The organism is Sphingobacterium sp. GVS05A (assembly GCF_019969845.1).
Classification (GTDB): domain Bacteria; phylum Bacteroidota; class Bacteroidia; order Sphingobacteriales; family Sphingobacteriaceae; genus Sphingobacterium.
Map to the genome: position 1 here is coordinate 113,075 of NZ_JAHXYR010000013.1, position 15,828 is coordinate 128,902.

Sequence of the window (15,828 nt, forward strand, 5' to 3'; positions counted from 1 at the left end):
TATTCATGATGCCATTAGAAGAATATCATAAAAAGAGAGATTTTAAGGCAACTTCCGAACCGGAAGGCAAACAGAACGAAAGTACCACAAAATTAAAATTTGTGGTTCAACGTCATGCCGCAACACGTCTGCATTACGATTTCCGGTTGGAAATGGAAGGAGTTCTTAAAAGTTGGGCCGTTCCAAAAGGTCCTTCCCTTAATCCATCGGACAAAAGATTGGCAATGATGGTGGAAGACCATCCCTATGAATATAGAAGATTTGAAGGAAGTATTCCCCAAGGAAATTACGGAGCCGGAGAAGTTGAAATTTGGGACGAAGGAACTTATGAACCATTAGAAAAAATAGCAGGAAAAACTGACGATTTGATCATGCGTGCTGAACTGCATAAACAATCTTTAAAAGTTATTTTACATGGTAAGAAGCTGAAAGGTGAGTTCGCGCTGGTAAAAATAAAAAACGCCGCAGAACAGAATGCATGGCTGCTCATTAAGCATAAAGACAAATATTCCGTTTCCGAAGGTTATGATGCCGAAGAGCATATTTCAAAAAACTCTAAAGTCACAGCTTATCTTCAGAAGAAGACCAGCAAAAAAAAAATGAAACTGCCGAAAGCCTGAAGCATTATAAAAATTATGCGCAGTCACTTTCCCAGGAAAAGAAATTACCCGGTTTCATCAGACCCATGTTATGTAAAACAAGCGAGATACCTTTCGATGACAAAGACTGGGCTTTTGAAATAAAATGGGATGGATACAGGGCTATAGCAGATCTGCGAAATAAAGTTATTCAGCTATATTCCAGAAACGGACTAGATTTTTCAATATCCTTTAAAAAAATTGCTGATTCACTCAAAATTCAAAAACATGAGATGGTACTCGATGGTGAAATCGTTGCCTATGATGACAAAGGAAAGCCCAATTTCCAATGGTTGCAGGGGATTGGGGAACAAAACGTAGATTTGGTGCTAATCTATCAGGTTTTCGATCTGTTATGGTTGAACGGACATTCGACTGAAAATCTTTCTTATTTGCAACGGAAAGAATTATTAAAAGAAGCCTTAGTACAAAACGAAATTATCCAGTATCACGACCATATTCTTGAAAAGGGAAAAGATTTTTTTCAAGCTGCTGAAGATATGGGGTTGGAGGGTATTATTGCTAAAAAACTGTACAGTACATATAAAGAAAATACTAGAAGTTCGGAGTGGCTGAAAATAAAAATTCATAAAAGCGACGAAGCGGTGATCTGCGGATTTACGGAACCTAAGGGGGCTAGAAAGCAATTTGGATCACTTATTTTAGGAAAGTATTTGGAGGATGAGTTGGTTTTCTGTGGACATACCGGAACAGGATTTACGGATAAACTCCTCCGAGAGTTATACCAGAAAATGCAACAACTGAGGGTGAAAGAATCGGCATTTAAAGTAACGCCCAAGACCAATGCCAGAGCAACCTGGCTTAGACCTGAGCTGGTCGCTGAGATCAAGTTTACCGAGCTTACAAAAGATCATATTTACCGGCATCCTGTTTTTTTAAGATTAAGAGAAGACATTGATCCACTAGAGGTAAAATTTACGACAGACGTACCTGATAAAAAAACTAAAATGGAATCTAAAATAACGAGGAAAGCCCCTGAAAAAGATCAAGTGAAGAAGATTGGCAAGCAGCAGGTCACCCTTACCAATCAAAATAAGTTATATTTTCCCGAAGATGGAGTTACCAAGGGAGATATTGTTGATTATTATCAGCGTATTTCTAAGTTTATTCTTCCCCATCTTAGAAACCGTCCCCAGTCACTCAATCGTTTTCCGAATGGCATTGGAGGATTAAGTTTCTATCAGAAAGATGCGGATGAACATACACCTAATTGGGTGACATTAACGAAAGTATTTTCTGAAAGTAATGACAAACATCTCGATTATATTATTTGTAATGATAAAGAAACATTAGCATATCTCAACAATTTAGGGTGTATTGAGTTTAATGTGTGGACCAGTCGTGTACAAAAAGCTGAATTTCCCGATTATCTGGTACTCGATCTTGACCCCTCCGAAAAAAATACATTTGAGGACGTCATAGAAACGGCTCTAGCTGTGAAAGAAGTGTTGGATAGAGTAGGTATTGTAGGATATCCAAAAACTTCAGGAAGCTCCGGTATTCATGTCTATATACCTATGGGAGGCAAATATACCTATGACCAGGTAAAGGATTTTGGACATATTCTCATGCAATTGGTTCAGGAGAAGCTTCCTGAGCTTACCACATTAGAAAGAAGCCTTCAAAAAAGGGACAAAAAGAAAATCTATTTGGATTATCTACAGAATAGAAGAGCGCAGACCTTGGCAAGTGTGTACAGTATACGCCCAAAACCCGGAGCACCAGTTTCTGCTCCTTTAGAATGGACTGAGGTGAAAAAAGGTCTTCATCCTACTGATTTTAATATCTTTAATATGGACGAACGTTTAAAAGACAAAGGAGACTTGTTCAAACCTGTATTAGGAAAAGGCATAGACCTTTTAAAAGCACTATCCAAATTTGAAAATCAATCATATTTGTAGATTTCATTGATAATTCCAAATCTCGAGTTTTTTATAATACTACAACCCAAAGCTGAGCGATGTGCAGCTATGCTTGGCCATCACAGCGGTAGTGGATAGTATAAAAGGCTGATATACTCTTTTTAGACCTCTATATGCCCGCGCGTAAGGGAGCCGTGGTTCTGTATAATTTTAGGCATTCTTTTTTACGACCTCGATCATATGATCGATATCAAAAGGCTTTTCAATAAAGTCATCAGCTTTACATTCCTTAGCAGTTCTAGGAAGATCATTGGATGTGGAGGTTAATACAGCAGATAATTCTTCGGTTTCAGGATCATTTTTTAATTCTTCAATCACTTTCGATCCTTTTTTATTTCCCTTGATATTGTCATCAACTATAATAAGGTCAGGATCGATATCATCAATTCTGTCAATTGGCTCAGTTGTCAATGACGCAACAGTATCGAAACCCTCGTCTTCCAAAATTTCATCCATTACATTCAGAATGTCTTTATCATCCTGAATAAGTACAATTTTCTTTTTCATTGTGCTCTAATTTCGAGACAAATATATGAAAATGAAAGGTTAAAATTTTAAAAGAAATTTGTATGAAAAAGAAACTAGCATCCATTCATAATTATGCCTTTATTCACCTTTTTTCGCAAAATTCAAACGTTTCTAACATAGCATTTGTTTTAAATATGCAATTGCTGCACAAATATTTTTTCACCACGTACAATTAGTCAAATATTTGATTTATCGCATTTTGATTTGCTGTAAGATATATTGTTGTTATTTCATTCTTACACTCATATAGAAGCATTATTTCTCATATATTTTTTTGCACGAATTGATAATATATTTTTTCCCATACTAGTATAAACAAGAACAGAATTGGATATGAAAAAAGAAAAGAATCTAAAAACGGCTGAGATTGATCAGCGTTTAGTGGATAATTCTCAACAGATTATGACCACTAACGATGGTGTGCCTATTTCTGACAACAACAATACCTTAAAGGCCGGGGAGAGGGGACCATCATTGCAGCAGGATCATATTTATTTTGATAAGCTGATGCATTTTGACCGTGAACGTATACCAGAACGTGTCGTTCATGCACGTGGATCAGGAGCCCATGGTATTTTCGAAGCCACTGCTGATTTATCCCAATATACAACCGCCGCATTTTTAAAAAAAGGAACAGTAACGCCTCTTTTTACAAGATTTTCGACCGTAGCGGGCTTCAAAGGCTCTACTGACCTTGCTAGAGATGTAAGAGGTTTCTCTGTTAAATTCTATACCGAAGAAGGTAATTACGATCTAGTGGGGAATAATATTCCAGTTTTTTTTATTCAGGATGCGATGAACTTTCCAGATCTCGTCCACGCTGTAAAACCAGAACCGAACAACGAAATGCCGCAGGCGGCCTCTGCGCATGACACCTTTTGGGATTTTATCTCGCTGATGCCCGAATCTGCACACATGATCATGTGGACTATGTCAGATCGAGCTATACCCCGAAGTTTAAGGATGATGGAAGGTTTTGGGGTTCATACTTTTAAATTTGTAAATGCCCAAGGAAAAGGCACATTCGTTAAATTTCATTGGAAACCAAGATTAGGTATACATTCAGTTGCATGGAACGAAGCCCAAAAGATTTCGGGATTCGATGCCGATTTTCATCGAAGAGATCTCTATGAAGCTATTGACAAAGGAGATTTTCCGCAATGGGATCTTGGCGTTCAATTGATTCCTGAAGCGGATGAATTGAAATACTCATTTGACATTCTTGATGCGACCAAGATTATTCCTGAGGAACTTGTGCCAGTTCAGATTATAGGAACGATGACACTAAATCGCAACCCAGAGAATTTTTTTGCAGAGACCGAACAAGCCGCTTTCGACCCTGGCAGGTTGGTGCCAGGTATAGATGTTTCAGATGATCCGCTTTTGCAAGGACGGATATTTTCGTACATGGATACCCAAAATTATCGACTAGGTGGGCCAAATTTCCATGAACTTCCTATCAATCGTCCAGTGACAGGTAAACATAATAACCAGAAAGATGGTTTTGCCCGGGCAGAGATTCCCAAAGGTACTGTGAGTTATTTTCCTAACAGTAAGGCTGTGGGTTGCCCTTATCATGCAATGCTTAATGATGGGGTAGGATTTGAATCCCACAAACAACCTATTGATGGTTCAAAAGTTAGGGCTCGCTCAGATTCCTTTGCCGACCACTTTACACAAGCAAAACTATTTTTTAATTCACAGAGTCCAGAAGAACAGGACCACATAGTCAATGCCCTGAGTTTTGAGCTTTCGAAAGTGAACGATGTCAATATACGAAAGCGAGAATTGGCTATTTTGAATCAGATAGACCAAAAATTAGCACAAAGTGTTGGTACAAACCTTGGGCTTACCCCGCCAGACGAACTTGATCCATTAACCCTCAAATTTGCACGGCAAAACCATCCCAAATATCCACTCAAACCCGTCAAACCAGAAGTTGAAAAGTCTGCTGCTTTGAGCATGAAAGTAAGAGACGGCGAGGGTACAATCAAGACCAGAAAGGTTGCTTTCCTTGTTGATAATGGAGCTAGTAAATCTTCTATAGATAAAATGAAAACAGCACTCGAGAGCGAAGGGGCGCAAGCCGTGCTGATCGCATCTCATGTCGGAAAGATCCGGTTCAAGGAAGGAACAGAAGAAGATATCCAGCATTCATATCTTACTGAAGCGTCAGTTTGTTACGATGCATTCTTCACACCAGCAGGTGAATCGGTAAAAACTCTTGCGCAAAATGCCGATTACCTCCATTTTATCAATGAAGGTTACCGACACTGTAAGACTTTGGCATTTGCACAAGGTGCTGAAGAGTTAGCTGAAAGATCATTTATTAAAAAAGACAAAGGTGTTATTTTCGAAAGCAAGGATAATCTAACAGTGGATTTTATAGCGACTATGAAAGGCCATCGTGTATGGGAAAGAGAAAAATCAAGAAAAGTACCTTCCTAAAGTAAAAACAAATAGCCCTTCGGAAGAAGGACTATTTTTTTCTTACCCATTATGGAAATCGCATATTGTTTGTCGTCATTTAAAAGAAGTAGCATGAAAAAAGTAGCGAGTAAAAAGATTCGACCTTTGCAAAAGCAAAAGCGACCGGGATTAGAAATAAATATGACACCAGTTCCTGATACTTCTCCATTAAAGTATCCTAAAGAAGGAAAATTAAAAAATAAGGTAGCGTTGATTACAGGAGGAGATAGCGGTATAGGGAAAGCTGTAGCTTTGTTATTTGCGAAAGAGGGAGCTGATATTGTTGTAGCCTATCTTAGTGAAACAAAAGATGCAAAAGAAACTCAAAAAGAGGTTGAATCCTTCTCTAGAAAATGTACGCTGATTAAAGGTGATTTGGGAAAAGAAAATCACTGTAAAAAAGTAATTGAAATTACGATAAAAACTCATAAGAAAGTTGATATTATCGTTAATAATGCAGGCCTTCATTGGGAAACAGAATCCCTTGAAAAAATTACCACCGAACAGCTACTAAAAACTTTTCAGAATAATTTCTTTTCCTATTTCTGGATTACAAAGTATGCCATACCCTATCTTAAGAGGGGGGCAAGCATAATTAATACATCCTCGGTGACTGCTTATCGAGGCAGTCCAAAGTTGATAGATTATTCTGCAACAAAAGGTGCAATAATTTCTTTCACTCGAAGTTTGTCAGCAAATTTTATAGCTAAAGGAATTAGGGTCAATGCTGTTGCCCCAGGTCCGGTATGGACTCCATTAATAGCATCATCCTTTGACCCTAAAAAGAATTCCGAATTCGGAAGTGACTCTCCAATGAAAAGGGCAGGAATGCCAAATGAAATTGCGCCAAGCTTTCTATTTCTAGCTAGCGAAGATTCACATTTTATGAGCGGTCAAGTTTTACATCCCAATGGTGGCGAAATCGTAAATGGTTAGTCATTGAATAACGCACAAATTTAAGGGACAGAAACTCTGGGGAACAGATGGCGGAATCCCTACAAGCCATTACATATCCATCAACGCCACGATAAAGGGGAGGAGTACCCAAATTCCAGAAAGAGAAATCGAGAACCAATTTAATGTCAGCAATGAGTTTGCAGCATGTTATTATAATGATTTGAATGACATTTTATATATCACATCACAAAATAGTGATGTTGCTGGAGGATATGTATTTTTTTTACGATTGAGAAAGGCAAATATAAAGCTCGAGTGGTGACAATGCCTTTTTAAGCGGATAACATGATATGCGAAAAATATCATTTTAGCTCCTGTGCGGTAAGAGAACTTACCTAATCGACATGATTGATCTTTCCCGTCATATTTATTGGCTCAAACAGGAGGATTTGAATGTTAGAAAAATAATCTAATCTATCCAGATCTGTCCTTGCGAATACGTACTTGCTTTACCCGCCACAATTACTCTTTCATTTTTATTTTCACAATAGAGCTGGCCCCCTCTTTCTGATAACTGTCGGGAAAAAAGCTTATCTTTTCCTAATCGTGATGCCCAAAATGGAATCAGCGAACAATAAGCTGAGCCAGTAACGGGATCTTCAAGGATTGAAGCTTGTGGTGTAAAATATCTGGAGACAAAATCACTGTCGGTGCCTATTGCTGTCACGACCACTCCTCCGGGATCAAGATTGATCAGATCAAAAATGGACCTTTCAATTGTAATATTTCTTATGTCTTTCTCAGATTCATATACCAGAATATAATCTCTTGACTTTAAAACCTCATTAGGTTGGATATTAAGGGATCTGGAAATGATATCTGGCAGGGTAGAGGGGGCTGGTAGTCTGGAAGGGAAATTCATATAATAAACCCCATCTTTGACATCAACTGTTAATTTGCCCACTTGAGTCTCAAAAACAATTTTACTATGTTGATAATTCAAATGTGAAACCAAGCAATGCGCTGTTGCAAGAGTGGCATGCCCACATAAATCCATTTCAATCTCAGGTGTAAACCATCTTAGGTGAATGTGATCTCCTTTATCGATAAAAAAAGCTGTCTCGGCAACAGCATTTTCACGGGCTATTTTTAAGAGTATTTCATCAGGTAACCAGTTTTTTAAAGGTACAACACAGGCAGGATTCCCATGGAAGATTTTCTCCGTAAATGAATCTATTTGATATAATTCTAACTTCATGATTGATAATTCAGCTGGAATACAAAGTTAAATCATTTTCCCAAAAATCGAGCCATCAAGGTGAAACATACCTTATTCCTCAATTGGTATAAAAATATCCCTTTCCATCGTTATGCTGTTTTCTTCTAAAAAATTAGGCATATTTATTCCTGCTTGTTTCATTATTTCTTTTATGACCAATCGTGCATTGTCTAAATACTTCCCGTTTTTCCAGGTAGCAATGGTTATAACTTTAAGTTCCCCGCTGTTGCTTTTGGATTGAAAGATCTCATATTTTATAAATCCTGGCTGGTGTCGAATGATATTACGGATATATGCTGCCTTTTCGGTGTATGCTTCAATGGCTTTAGCTGGGATAGTAATTTTATCAATGACAGCACACTTTTCGGTTATCGATCTTTCTTCTATTTGAACTTGTTCCATTTTTTGTTGGTTTTTATTTTGACCCAAAGTTTTTAACGCCATAAGGATTGGTATGATAAGGACTATGCTTTTAATGTTTTTCATACCACCATAGCTTATTGTTTCCATTTCACTTTTCCATTATTGTCAAACATTTCGATAGAGGGCTTGCCTAGACTGTCAACCTTTAGAATAATTCTCGGTACTTCATTATTATCTTTCATTACCAAAGATGCATTCCCGTTTTCCGTTAACAGGTTGATACGGTTGATATTATGTCCAGGCTTACCGGATAGATCTTTATCGTTAATCAATAGACCAGCTCTGAAATAATTATCATGTTTATTATCTTGAGCCAAGATACCGATGGCATCGGCATTCTGATAATCAAATGCAAGTGCATTCAGATTAGTCTCTTCATTATCAGTAATTGCCAACCCACCTCTTTCGTCGCCGTTTTTATCAAAGAAAATCAGACCTGCGGGAGAGTAAGCCCTTTTGTACGTCTTCCCTTTGATAATGGGCTGCGGAATGTTATCCGTGTTTGCAATAACGACACGATTTTTTCCAGATCTGTCCTTGATATCTATTCTTTCTGCGGTTAAGCTGCGCTCGTTATTTAAAAAAAAGTAGGCTAAAAAAGCCATCAAGACGATATTGGAAAGAATAAGTGCGGTTAAAAATATTCTTAGTGTTTTAGAAATTGTTTGCATAATTTAATATCAGTTTTTAGTTTTTACTTGCTTATATTCAGTTATTTAATTGGTATTACTTTGTGTTCTACCCCAGATTAATACCTTATAATCTGTTTTTTATTGCTTAATAAAAAGCAAAAATAAAGTGTGGTTTTGAGGATACTCTTTACATAGGTTGAGTGCAAGGATTTTTTTATCTTTTATTTCCATCTCCGGTATGTAGGTCAAAACACTTAATACATACTATTAACGAATCAAAAATGAGAAATTGACATTCCAATTTTGCCTGACCTATTTTATTCATAGCAAAATTAAAGCGTGATCTTAAGCCCACACTCTACATAGGTTGAGCGCAATGATTTTTTTATTTGGTCAGTTCCTTCCGTATTCTGCTCAACTGTGTTGGGGTAATGCTCAGGTGCGAAGCAATGTATTGTAGTGGAATTCTAGTATCTATTCCCGGATGCGCCTGCAGCAATTTTAGATACCTTGCAGTGGCACTTTCGGTAAGTAAAGAAATTTCTCTTTCTTCATTAATGACTATCCATTTTTTTTCCAGATAGGCAATGTACAGGTTCTTTAATTCATCATTTTGATTAATAGCTGCTCTTGTTTGATGATAGGGCATACCTATCACTGTAGTGTTTTCAATAGCTTGCAGTGTAAATTCGTTGGCTGTTTTTATGATTGCCGAAAATCTGGTGCTCGCAAAATCCCTTTCCAAATAAATCCATTTATTCCAGATAGCTCCTTTTTCATCTATAAAATAAGAGTTTAATGCACCTTTACAAACAAAGAAAATGTCATTGGTGACACGGCCTTCCCTTAATAAAACTTCATTTTTTTTAAAATGCTGAATGTGCACAGTTTCAGCCAACAAATTAAATGCCTCATCCGAAATAGGATACACGTTCAGCACAGCTTCTTTAAAGTCTGCGAGATATTTTTCTGTTTCCGTCATTTGTTGTGGCGGGGTTATGTGATGATATTACTTTCAAATAAATATAACGTATCTTTTAAATAGTTGAAATTGTTTTTTCTTCTTGGGTAAATAATCCGGTATCTTTCCGGGCTTTGAGCAAGAAAATTTGTTGTTGGCTCTCCACATTCCCAACACCTATGGGCCTCGCTATTTTTAACAAATCATTTTAAACAAAGATATTTTAATGCTTGTTGAACAAGTTCTTTGTAATTGGTGCCAATCGGAATCACTTGTTTTCCAATTTCGATATCATTCGTGGTAAAAGCTGTAATTTTATTTGTATTAATGAGGAAAGATCGGTGAATGCGAAGAAAATTGAATTGCTTTAATTCTTGTTCAATTACGGTGATCTTATATTTCGTTGTCACAATTCGTTGGCTACTATGGATAGTAATATAATCTTTGTTGCTTTCAATATAAAGAATATCAGCAATCTCCAGTCTATGAAATTTTCCACCTGACCTGATTGTGATCGCTTGGTCTTTTGCCGCGGGTATTATGTTCTGGGACTGGATTTTTCGGTTTCTAAGATAACGGTCTATTGCTTTAAAAAAACGTTCAAAAGTAATCGGTTTTAATAGATAATCTACGACATCCAGATCATATCCCTCTATGGCATATTCTCTAAAAGCAGTTGTAATAATAACAGCCGGGGGATGCTTCAGTGTTTTCAAAAAATCTATTCCATTTATCTGTGGCATCTTAATATCCAAAAAGATCAGGTCAATTGGCTCATGCCTTATGATTTCCAGGGCTTTTAGCGCGTTAGTAGAAGTTGCTGCCACTTCAAATATCTCCATTCTTTTTAAATGAGTTTGGAGTAACTGAATTGCCAATGGTTCATCATCAACTAAAAGACACCGTACTTTTATTTTTGAATCGAGCATCATCAATAGTTAAATTGGATATGGTGAGTAAAGTTACAAATCTACCTTCTGAAATGTAGGTTGTAAGTTCGTGATTTTTTGGATAGACCAACGTTAATTGTTTGCGTAAATTGCTCATACCTATTTTTTCCGTATATACATGTTCTTTTTGACCAACGAATGTATTCTCCACTTTAAAATGTAGATCGCCTGTCTGCACTGTTAGGTCAATATCGATGCGCGGCTCGCCTATATCTTCTCCAGCACCGTGTTTGAATGCATTCTCTATGATTGATAATAGGATGAGCGGGATGATCTGCACATCTTGATCGATGACATGATTGAAATATACCTTTAGACGCTTGTCATATCTAATTTTTTCCAATGCAATGTAGTTCTCCAGCAGATTAATCTCTGTAGATATCGGAACAAAATTGCTGTTGCAACGATATAGTATATGATCTAAGATTTCCGCCAATCCCGCGATTGAAGAAGAAGTGATTGGCGAATTGGTCAACGAAAGACTATAGATATTATTTAAGGTATTAAATAGAAAATGTGGATTTAATTGTGCTTTTAGAACATTTAATTCAGCTTCAGCCTTTTCCTTCTCTAATTGTAAAGTGCGTTGTCTTGTTAGATATTGGTCTTTGGATAGTTTGATAAAGCCAAAAATCCATGCCAATGAAAAGTTTTGAAGAAAATAATCCGTGATGAGTTTTCTGAGATCGGTAGCAATTTCCAATAGTGACTCTTGGCTATATGGAGGCTTACGTATCAAGGGTTCAAGTACATAGACAACCATGAATCTTGAAAGAGCACTCAGTAGATAGCCACCTATTATAAAATAAAGAATAACGACCAAATAATTTTCTCCTTTTTGAAACTTTGGTATGATGAAATAAGCTACAAAATAAGAAGCCATCATGTAAAAAGAGACGTAAAATGAGTTTTGGATGAGCATATCACGGATGCTAATATCCGTTTGATATTGAGGAACGATGAAAACTACCAACCAGAATAATATGTGGCTAGAAAGCCGGTAAATGGTACTATAGCGAATGGTTTTTTCTGTAATTGACATGTTACTATCAAAGATAGCATTTCTATAAAAGAAAGGTATCAATAAACGACGGATACCGCAAATAGTCCTATAAATAGCGTTATTCTGTCGACAGAATCCATTTGCCTTCAATAGCGTGTTTTAATCTGTTTTATTTGACTTATCTATCGGCAATACATTTTTCCTAACTGAGAATCCTGCATTTTCGTAGCAAATTTAATGTTATGAAGACAATAGAAGCGATATTAATTATTTTCCTGGTAAGTCTTTTTACTGATCGCGGTCTAGGGCAGAAAATTCAGAAAGTCGTTGTTAAAGGTAGTGTGCACAATCGGCAAACGCAATTACCATTGGATGGTGCCAGCATTACTTTAAGAGCTATATCCGGAGCACAAGGGCTAACGACAGCGATTAGCTCAACGAATGGAGAATTTAAAGTTAACGTTGCAAAGGGCTATTACGATATCATGATAAGTTTTATTTCATTTCAAGCATTCTTGCTTCGTGGGCAACAAATAGACAGCAATAAAGACCTCGGTGTTTTGATGTTGGAGTCCGTTCCCAAGTTATTGGACGGCGCTGAGGTTACAGGAATGAAACCAGGTCTATCTATTGAGCTGGATAAGAAAGTTTTTTATGTGGGATCAGATCTTTTAGCTAAAGGAGGTACAGCTAATGACGTATTAAACAATGTACCATCTGTCAATGTCGACAACAAGGGAAACATTAGTCTCCGCGGGGAACCAGGAGTACGAATACTGATTAATGGAAGGCCTTCGGTTATTTCTGCCAATAATGGTTTAGAACAGCTACCAGCCAGTTCTATTGAGAAAATTGAGATTGTTAATAATCCATCCGCGAAATATGAAGCACAAGGAACTGCGGGAATAATCAATATAGTATTGAAAAAAAATATGTTAACCGGGCTGAACGGAAGTCTTCAGTCTACATGGGGTATCCCTACAAATCATAATGGAAATCTTAATTTGAGTTATAAAACTACTAAGGTTAATCTTTTTGGCGATGTTGGATTCCGTTACCGGGATTTAATAGTCAAAAGCGAATTGAAACGAATATCCTTAGACGGAGGTATACAGCGCTTTGCGAATCAGGAAACCGGTACGGAATGGGGAGGTAGAGGCCACAATTTTTACATTGGCGGGGACTATTATGTTGATACTCTAAATACGGTGACAGCCAGTTTTTATCATAGTACACTGCTCGTTGATAATAAGGTAGACAACCGATATGATTATTTCAATTCAGCGTTCAAGTTAGATAGTACGCTCCAACGCTTTGAGCAGTATAGTGAGCCTAAAAAATATAATCAGCTGGAGATTAATTATGTCAAGACATTTGAGAAAAAAGATAAAAACTGGACGACCAGCCTGCGTTATGATTTTTGGCATGACGATGAAAATCAAGATATTCGGCAATCATCTGTTTATCCGAAATCAGGTTCGATAGAAAATATAGTCACTCAAAACATAGAAAGTAGTAATGATATCTATATCCAGAGTGATTATATTAACACTATTGGTAGCAGGGGCAAACTCGAAGCAGGTGGCCGGGTCGATCTCCGTGCAATTAGAAGTGATTATTGGGCAAAAACAAACGGGGTATTGTTGGAAGAATACGATAACAAGCTTAGTTATAATGAACGTCTTCTTGCAGTCTATTTTCAATGGAGCAATACTATTAAGCGCTGGAGTTATCAACTCGGTTTAAGAACAGAGCTATCATTGATTGAAATAGCAGATAGAAAAGGAGACTTTAATAAGGATAAGCGCTATATTGACGTTTTCCCTACCATCCATTTGGGCTATAAACTTCGGGGAAATTCCAATTTGCAACTTGGCATTAGCCGAAGGATTGACCGCCCGGGATTTCAGCAATTAAATCCCTTTGGAGGCCTTTCTGACCTACGAAATCTTACGGTTGGTAACGCCGATCTAAATCCGGCTTATACAAATGCAATAGAATTTATGCTCATACAGAAGCTTTCACAATTTACGATCAATCCTACCATTTATTATAAACATACGAATAGCTTTTTTCAATATTTGGTGAAGGAGACTGCCGTGGACCACTTTCTTCGTTCACCCGTCAACATGGATTATGAGAGACGGTACGGATTAGAATTGAATAGTCTATATAATCCGTTGCCAAGTTGGCGAATGGCCCTAAATTTTAACTATTACGGTTTTAACCAACAAGGCGAATTTAGCGGCGAGCGATATTTTGTAAAAGGCAATAGGTGGACTGCGCAGTTAAATTCCCGGCTCAGATTGCCCGCAAATCTCGTTATAGAGTCTATATTTACCTATACGAGCAAATTTACAGATGTTCAATCCCTTACTAGTCCCGTGTACAAATTTAACATTGCTATTAACAAGGATATATTTAAGGAGAAGCTGAGTGTTAGCATGGCTTTCAACAATGTATTCAATTCCCTTATTGAAAAGCAGACACTCAATGGAAAGACTTATCGTCTGGAGTCAAAAAATTATGGCATTGGAAGGGTAGTCAATGCCACAGCGACCTATCGTTTCAACAGAAAAAAGGATCAGAAAGACCGTCTCCCAACTTAGAGTTAACACTATCAACAGCTAATAACTGATGGACGACCAACGATCAACCAGGGCAAATTCAGGAGATATATTGTATTACTAGATACGTAGAAATAAAAAAAGTCAGTTGAGACGTCACATTTGAGAACAATTATATATGTCTTTAAAGAAAAACCACACATGAAAACATTACTTCGCATTGATAGCAGCCTTCGGATAACGGGTTCCTATTCCCGGGCAATAGGTGATTATTTTACTGAATTATGGAAGATAAAACACCCAAATGGAAAGATCATCGAAAGGGATACAAATTTGCAAATGATTCCCCATCTTACTCAGGATACTGTAGATGGTTTTTTTGATAGTTCTAAATCTTCCGAAATTCTTGCTTTTTCGGATCAATTGATTGAAGAGCTTAATAGCAATGATGAGCTGCTTATTACCTGTCCGATGTATAATTATGGCATTCCATCATCTTTAAAGGCCTATTTTGACCTCATTGTTCGGACAGAAAAAACCTTTACAAGCGACAGTAATGGAATAAGAGGCTTACTCTTCAATAAAAAAGCATATATCATTTCCGCTATGGGTATGAGTCAGCCTGTAACAGAAAAGATGAATCTTATTGAAATACAGATCACACGTATCTTAAACCAACTCGGAATAGTAGATATCAGTTATTTTCCCGTGGACGGCACGATAAATCCAGAACAGGCAATTGTGAAATTGGAAAAGCAAAGAAAACGAGTTTATCAAAATTTTGATCATTCAGCTTTGAAAAGCCAAATTCATGATTCCACCTATTTATAAAATAATCCAATCACCTGTAGTCAGGCAATTATACATATAAAAATATACAATCAAATTAGCGTCTATTTTGACCATTAATAACTAATATAAAAGAAAATGAAAAAATCACTTATTTACATTTTACTGGCCAGCTCCACAATACTATTTTCCTGTGGAGGAAAAGATGATGACCCAGCGCCCGAGCCACCTGCATCGGAATCTAATTGGAAATTGGGAGCCTATTCCTATAATAGAGGTGCTTCCTCTCAAAGTAATACCGGTGGCTTGGCAGGTATGACGGTTACAACATCCGGGGACGGGGGTAATCATGGTGCCTATTCGGGCAGTGCATTAACAATTATTTTTCGTTCTTCTTTGGGGGCAGGAAAATATACATTGACGAGCAGTAGTGTAATGTCGGCCAATCCTAATGTACGTTATATGTCGCTGCTTTGCACCGTGGGAACTGCAGTCACAAGCGGTGCAGTTAATTACGCAGCAACTGCTACCTCAGGTGGAACGGCGGATGTTACGATAGATGCAAACGGCAAATATCATGTTAATATTACGACTCCTGTTACGCTAGTGAAAACGCCGCTACCTGGAAGTGGAATCCCAGGGGCACCAAACACCTATAATTTAACGGTGAAAAACGCTTATTAAAAGCAGCTTTAATAGTTCACCATTAATGAGATCATATTTCGTCTCAATGCTGTTAGCATCAAAAC

General features: G+C 37.3%; 14 protein-coding genes. 7 read left to right on the forward strand and 7 right to left on the reverse strand.

The genetic code is table 11. From position 1 onward, the window contains the following. The first annotated feature begins 5 nt into the window (after nt 1-5). Together LC454_RS25900 and ligD are read left to right on the forward strand one after the other, a co-directional pair. Entirely contained in the window at nt 6-620 is a 615-nt protein-coding gene (locus LC454_RS25900) for a DNA polymerase ligase N-terminal domain-containing protein (protein ID WP_223585321.1), read from the forward strand. A gap of 65 nt (nt 621-685) precedes the next feature. After that, nucleotides 686-2,560, forward strand: a complete 1,875-nt coding sequence (gene ligD, locus LC454_RS25905; protein ID WP_223585322.1) for a DNA ligase D — start codon at nt 686-688, stop codon at nt 2,558-2,560. A 171-nt stretch (nt 2,561-2,731) separates the two neighbouring features. Here the strand turns inward: ligD and LC454_RS25910 are convergent, their stop codons facing one another. Continuing rightward, the gene (locus LC454_RS25910; protein WP_223585323.1) at nt 2,732-3,088 is read right to left on the reverse strand and encodes a response regulator; all 357 of its coding nucleotides are present in this window, start codon (nt 3,086-3,088) and stop codon (nt 2,732-2,734) included. 354 nt (nt 3,089-3,442) lie between these two features. On the opposite strand from LC454_RS25910, the gene LC454_RS25915 reads away from it, so the two are divergent. After that, a complete protein-coding gene (locus LC454_RS25915) occupies nt 3,443-5,557 on the forward strand; it encodes a catalase (RefSeq protein ID WP_223585324.1) in 2,115 nt (704 codons plus the stop codon). A gap of 93 nt (nt 5,558-5,650) precedes the next feature. Further along, nucleotides 5,651-6,514 carry an SDR family oxidoreductase gene (locus LC454_RS25920; protein WP_223585325.1) on the forward strand — a complete coding sequence of 288 codons (864 nt, stop codon included), beginning with the start codon at nt 5,651-5,653 and terminating at the stop codon, nt 6,512-6,514. A 430-nt stretch (nt 6,515-6,944) separates the two neighbouring features. Here the strand turns inward: LC454_RS25920 and LC454_RS25925 are convergent, their stop codons facing one another. The 6 genes from LC454_RS25925 to LC454_RS25950 form a co-directional block, all read right to left on the reverse strand. Continuing rightward, complete coding sequence (locus LC454_RS25925) at nt 6,945-7,733, reverse strand: PhzF family phenazine biosynthesis protein (protein ID WP_223585326.1); 789 nt, start codon at nt 7,731-7,733, stop codon at nt 6,945-6,947. Between the two features lie 72 nt (nt 7,734-7,805). Continuing rightward, on the reverse strand, nt 7,806-8,264 hold the full coding sequence (locus tag LC454_RS25930; protein ID WP_223585327.1) for an antibiotic biosynthesis monooxygenase family protein: 459 nt from the start codon (nt 8,262-8,264) through the stop codon (nt 7,806-7,808). Further along, the gene (locus LC454_RS25935) at nt 8,252-8,848 is read right to left on the reverse strand and encodes a hypothetical protein (RefSeq protein WP_223585328.1); all 597 of its coding nucleotides are present in this window, start codon (nt 8,846-8,848) and stop codon (nt 8,252-8,254) included. The genes LC454_RS25930 and LC454_RS25935 overlap by 13 nt, the downstream gene beginning before the upstream one ends. Before the next feature lie 346 nt (nt 8,849-9,194). Next, the gene (locus LC454_RS25940) at nt 9,195-9,791 is read right to left on the reverse strand and encodes a Crp/Fnr family transcriptional regulator (RefSeq protein WP_223585329.1); all 597 of its coding nucleotides are present in this window, start codon (nt 9,789-9,791) and stop codon (nt 9,195-9,197) included. Between the two features lie 182 nt (nt 9,792-9,973). Beyond that, nucleotides 9,974-10,612 (reverse strand): LytR/AlgR family response regulator transcription factor, encoded by a 639-nt coding sequence (locus LC454_RS25945; protein WP_262903148.1) that lies wholly within the window; start codon nt 10,610-10,612, stop codon nt 9,974-9,976. 46 nt (nt 10,613-10,658) lie between these two features. Beyond that, nucleotides 10,659-11,762, reverse strand: coding sequence for a sensor histidine kinase (locus LC454_RS25950; RefSeq protein WP_223585330.1), 1,104 nt, complete (start codon nt 11,760-11,762; stop codon nt 10,659-10,661). A gap of 203 nt (nt 11,763-11,965) precedes the next feature. Between LC454_RS25950 and LC454_RS25955 the strand changes: the two genes are divergently transcribed. The 3 genes from LC454_RS25955 (at nt 11,966) to LC454_RS25965 (ending at nt 15,763) form a co-directional block, all read left to right on the forward strand. Next, a complete protein-coding gene (locus tag LC454_RS25955; protein ID WP_223585331.1) occupies nt 11,966-14,332 on the forward strand; it encodes an outer membrane beta-barrel protein in 2,367 nt (788 codons plus the stop codon). 159 nt (nt 14,333-14,491) lie between these two features. Continuing rightward, nucleotides 14,492-15,121: an FMN-dependent NADH-azoreductase gene (locus LC454_RS25960; protein ID WP_223585332.1), complete on the forward strand. Its 630-nt coding sequence runs from the start codon at nt 14,492-14,494 to the stop codon at nt 15,119-15,121. A gap of 96 nt (nt 15,122-15,217) precedes the next feature. Further along, a complete protein-coding gene (locus tag LC454_RS25965) occupies nt 15,218-15,763 on the forward strand; it encodes a hypothetical protein (protein WP_223585333.1) in 546 nt (181 codons plus the stop codon). The last annotated feature ends 65 nt before the right edge of the window (nt 15,764-15,828 follow it).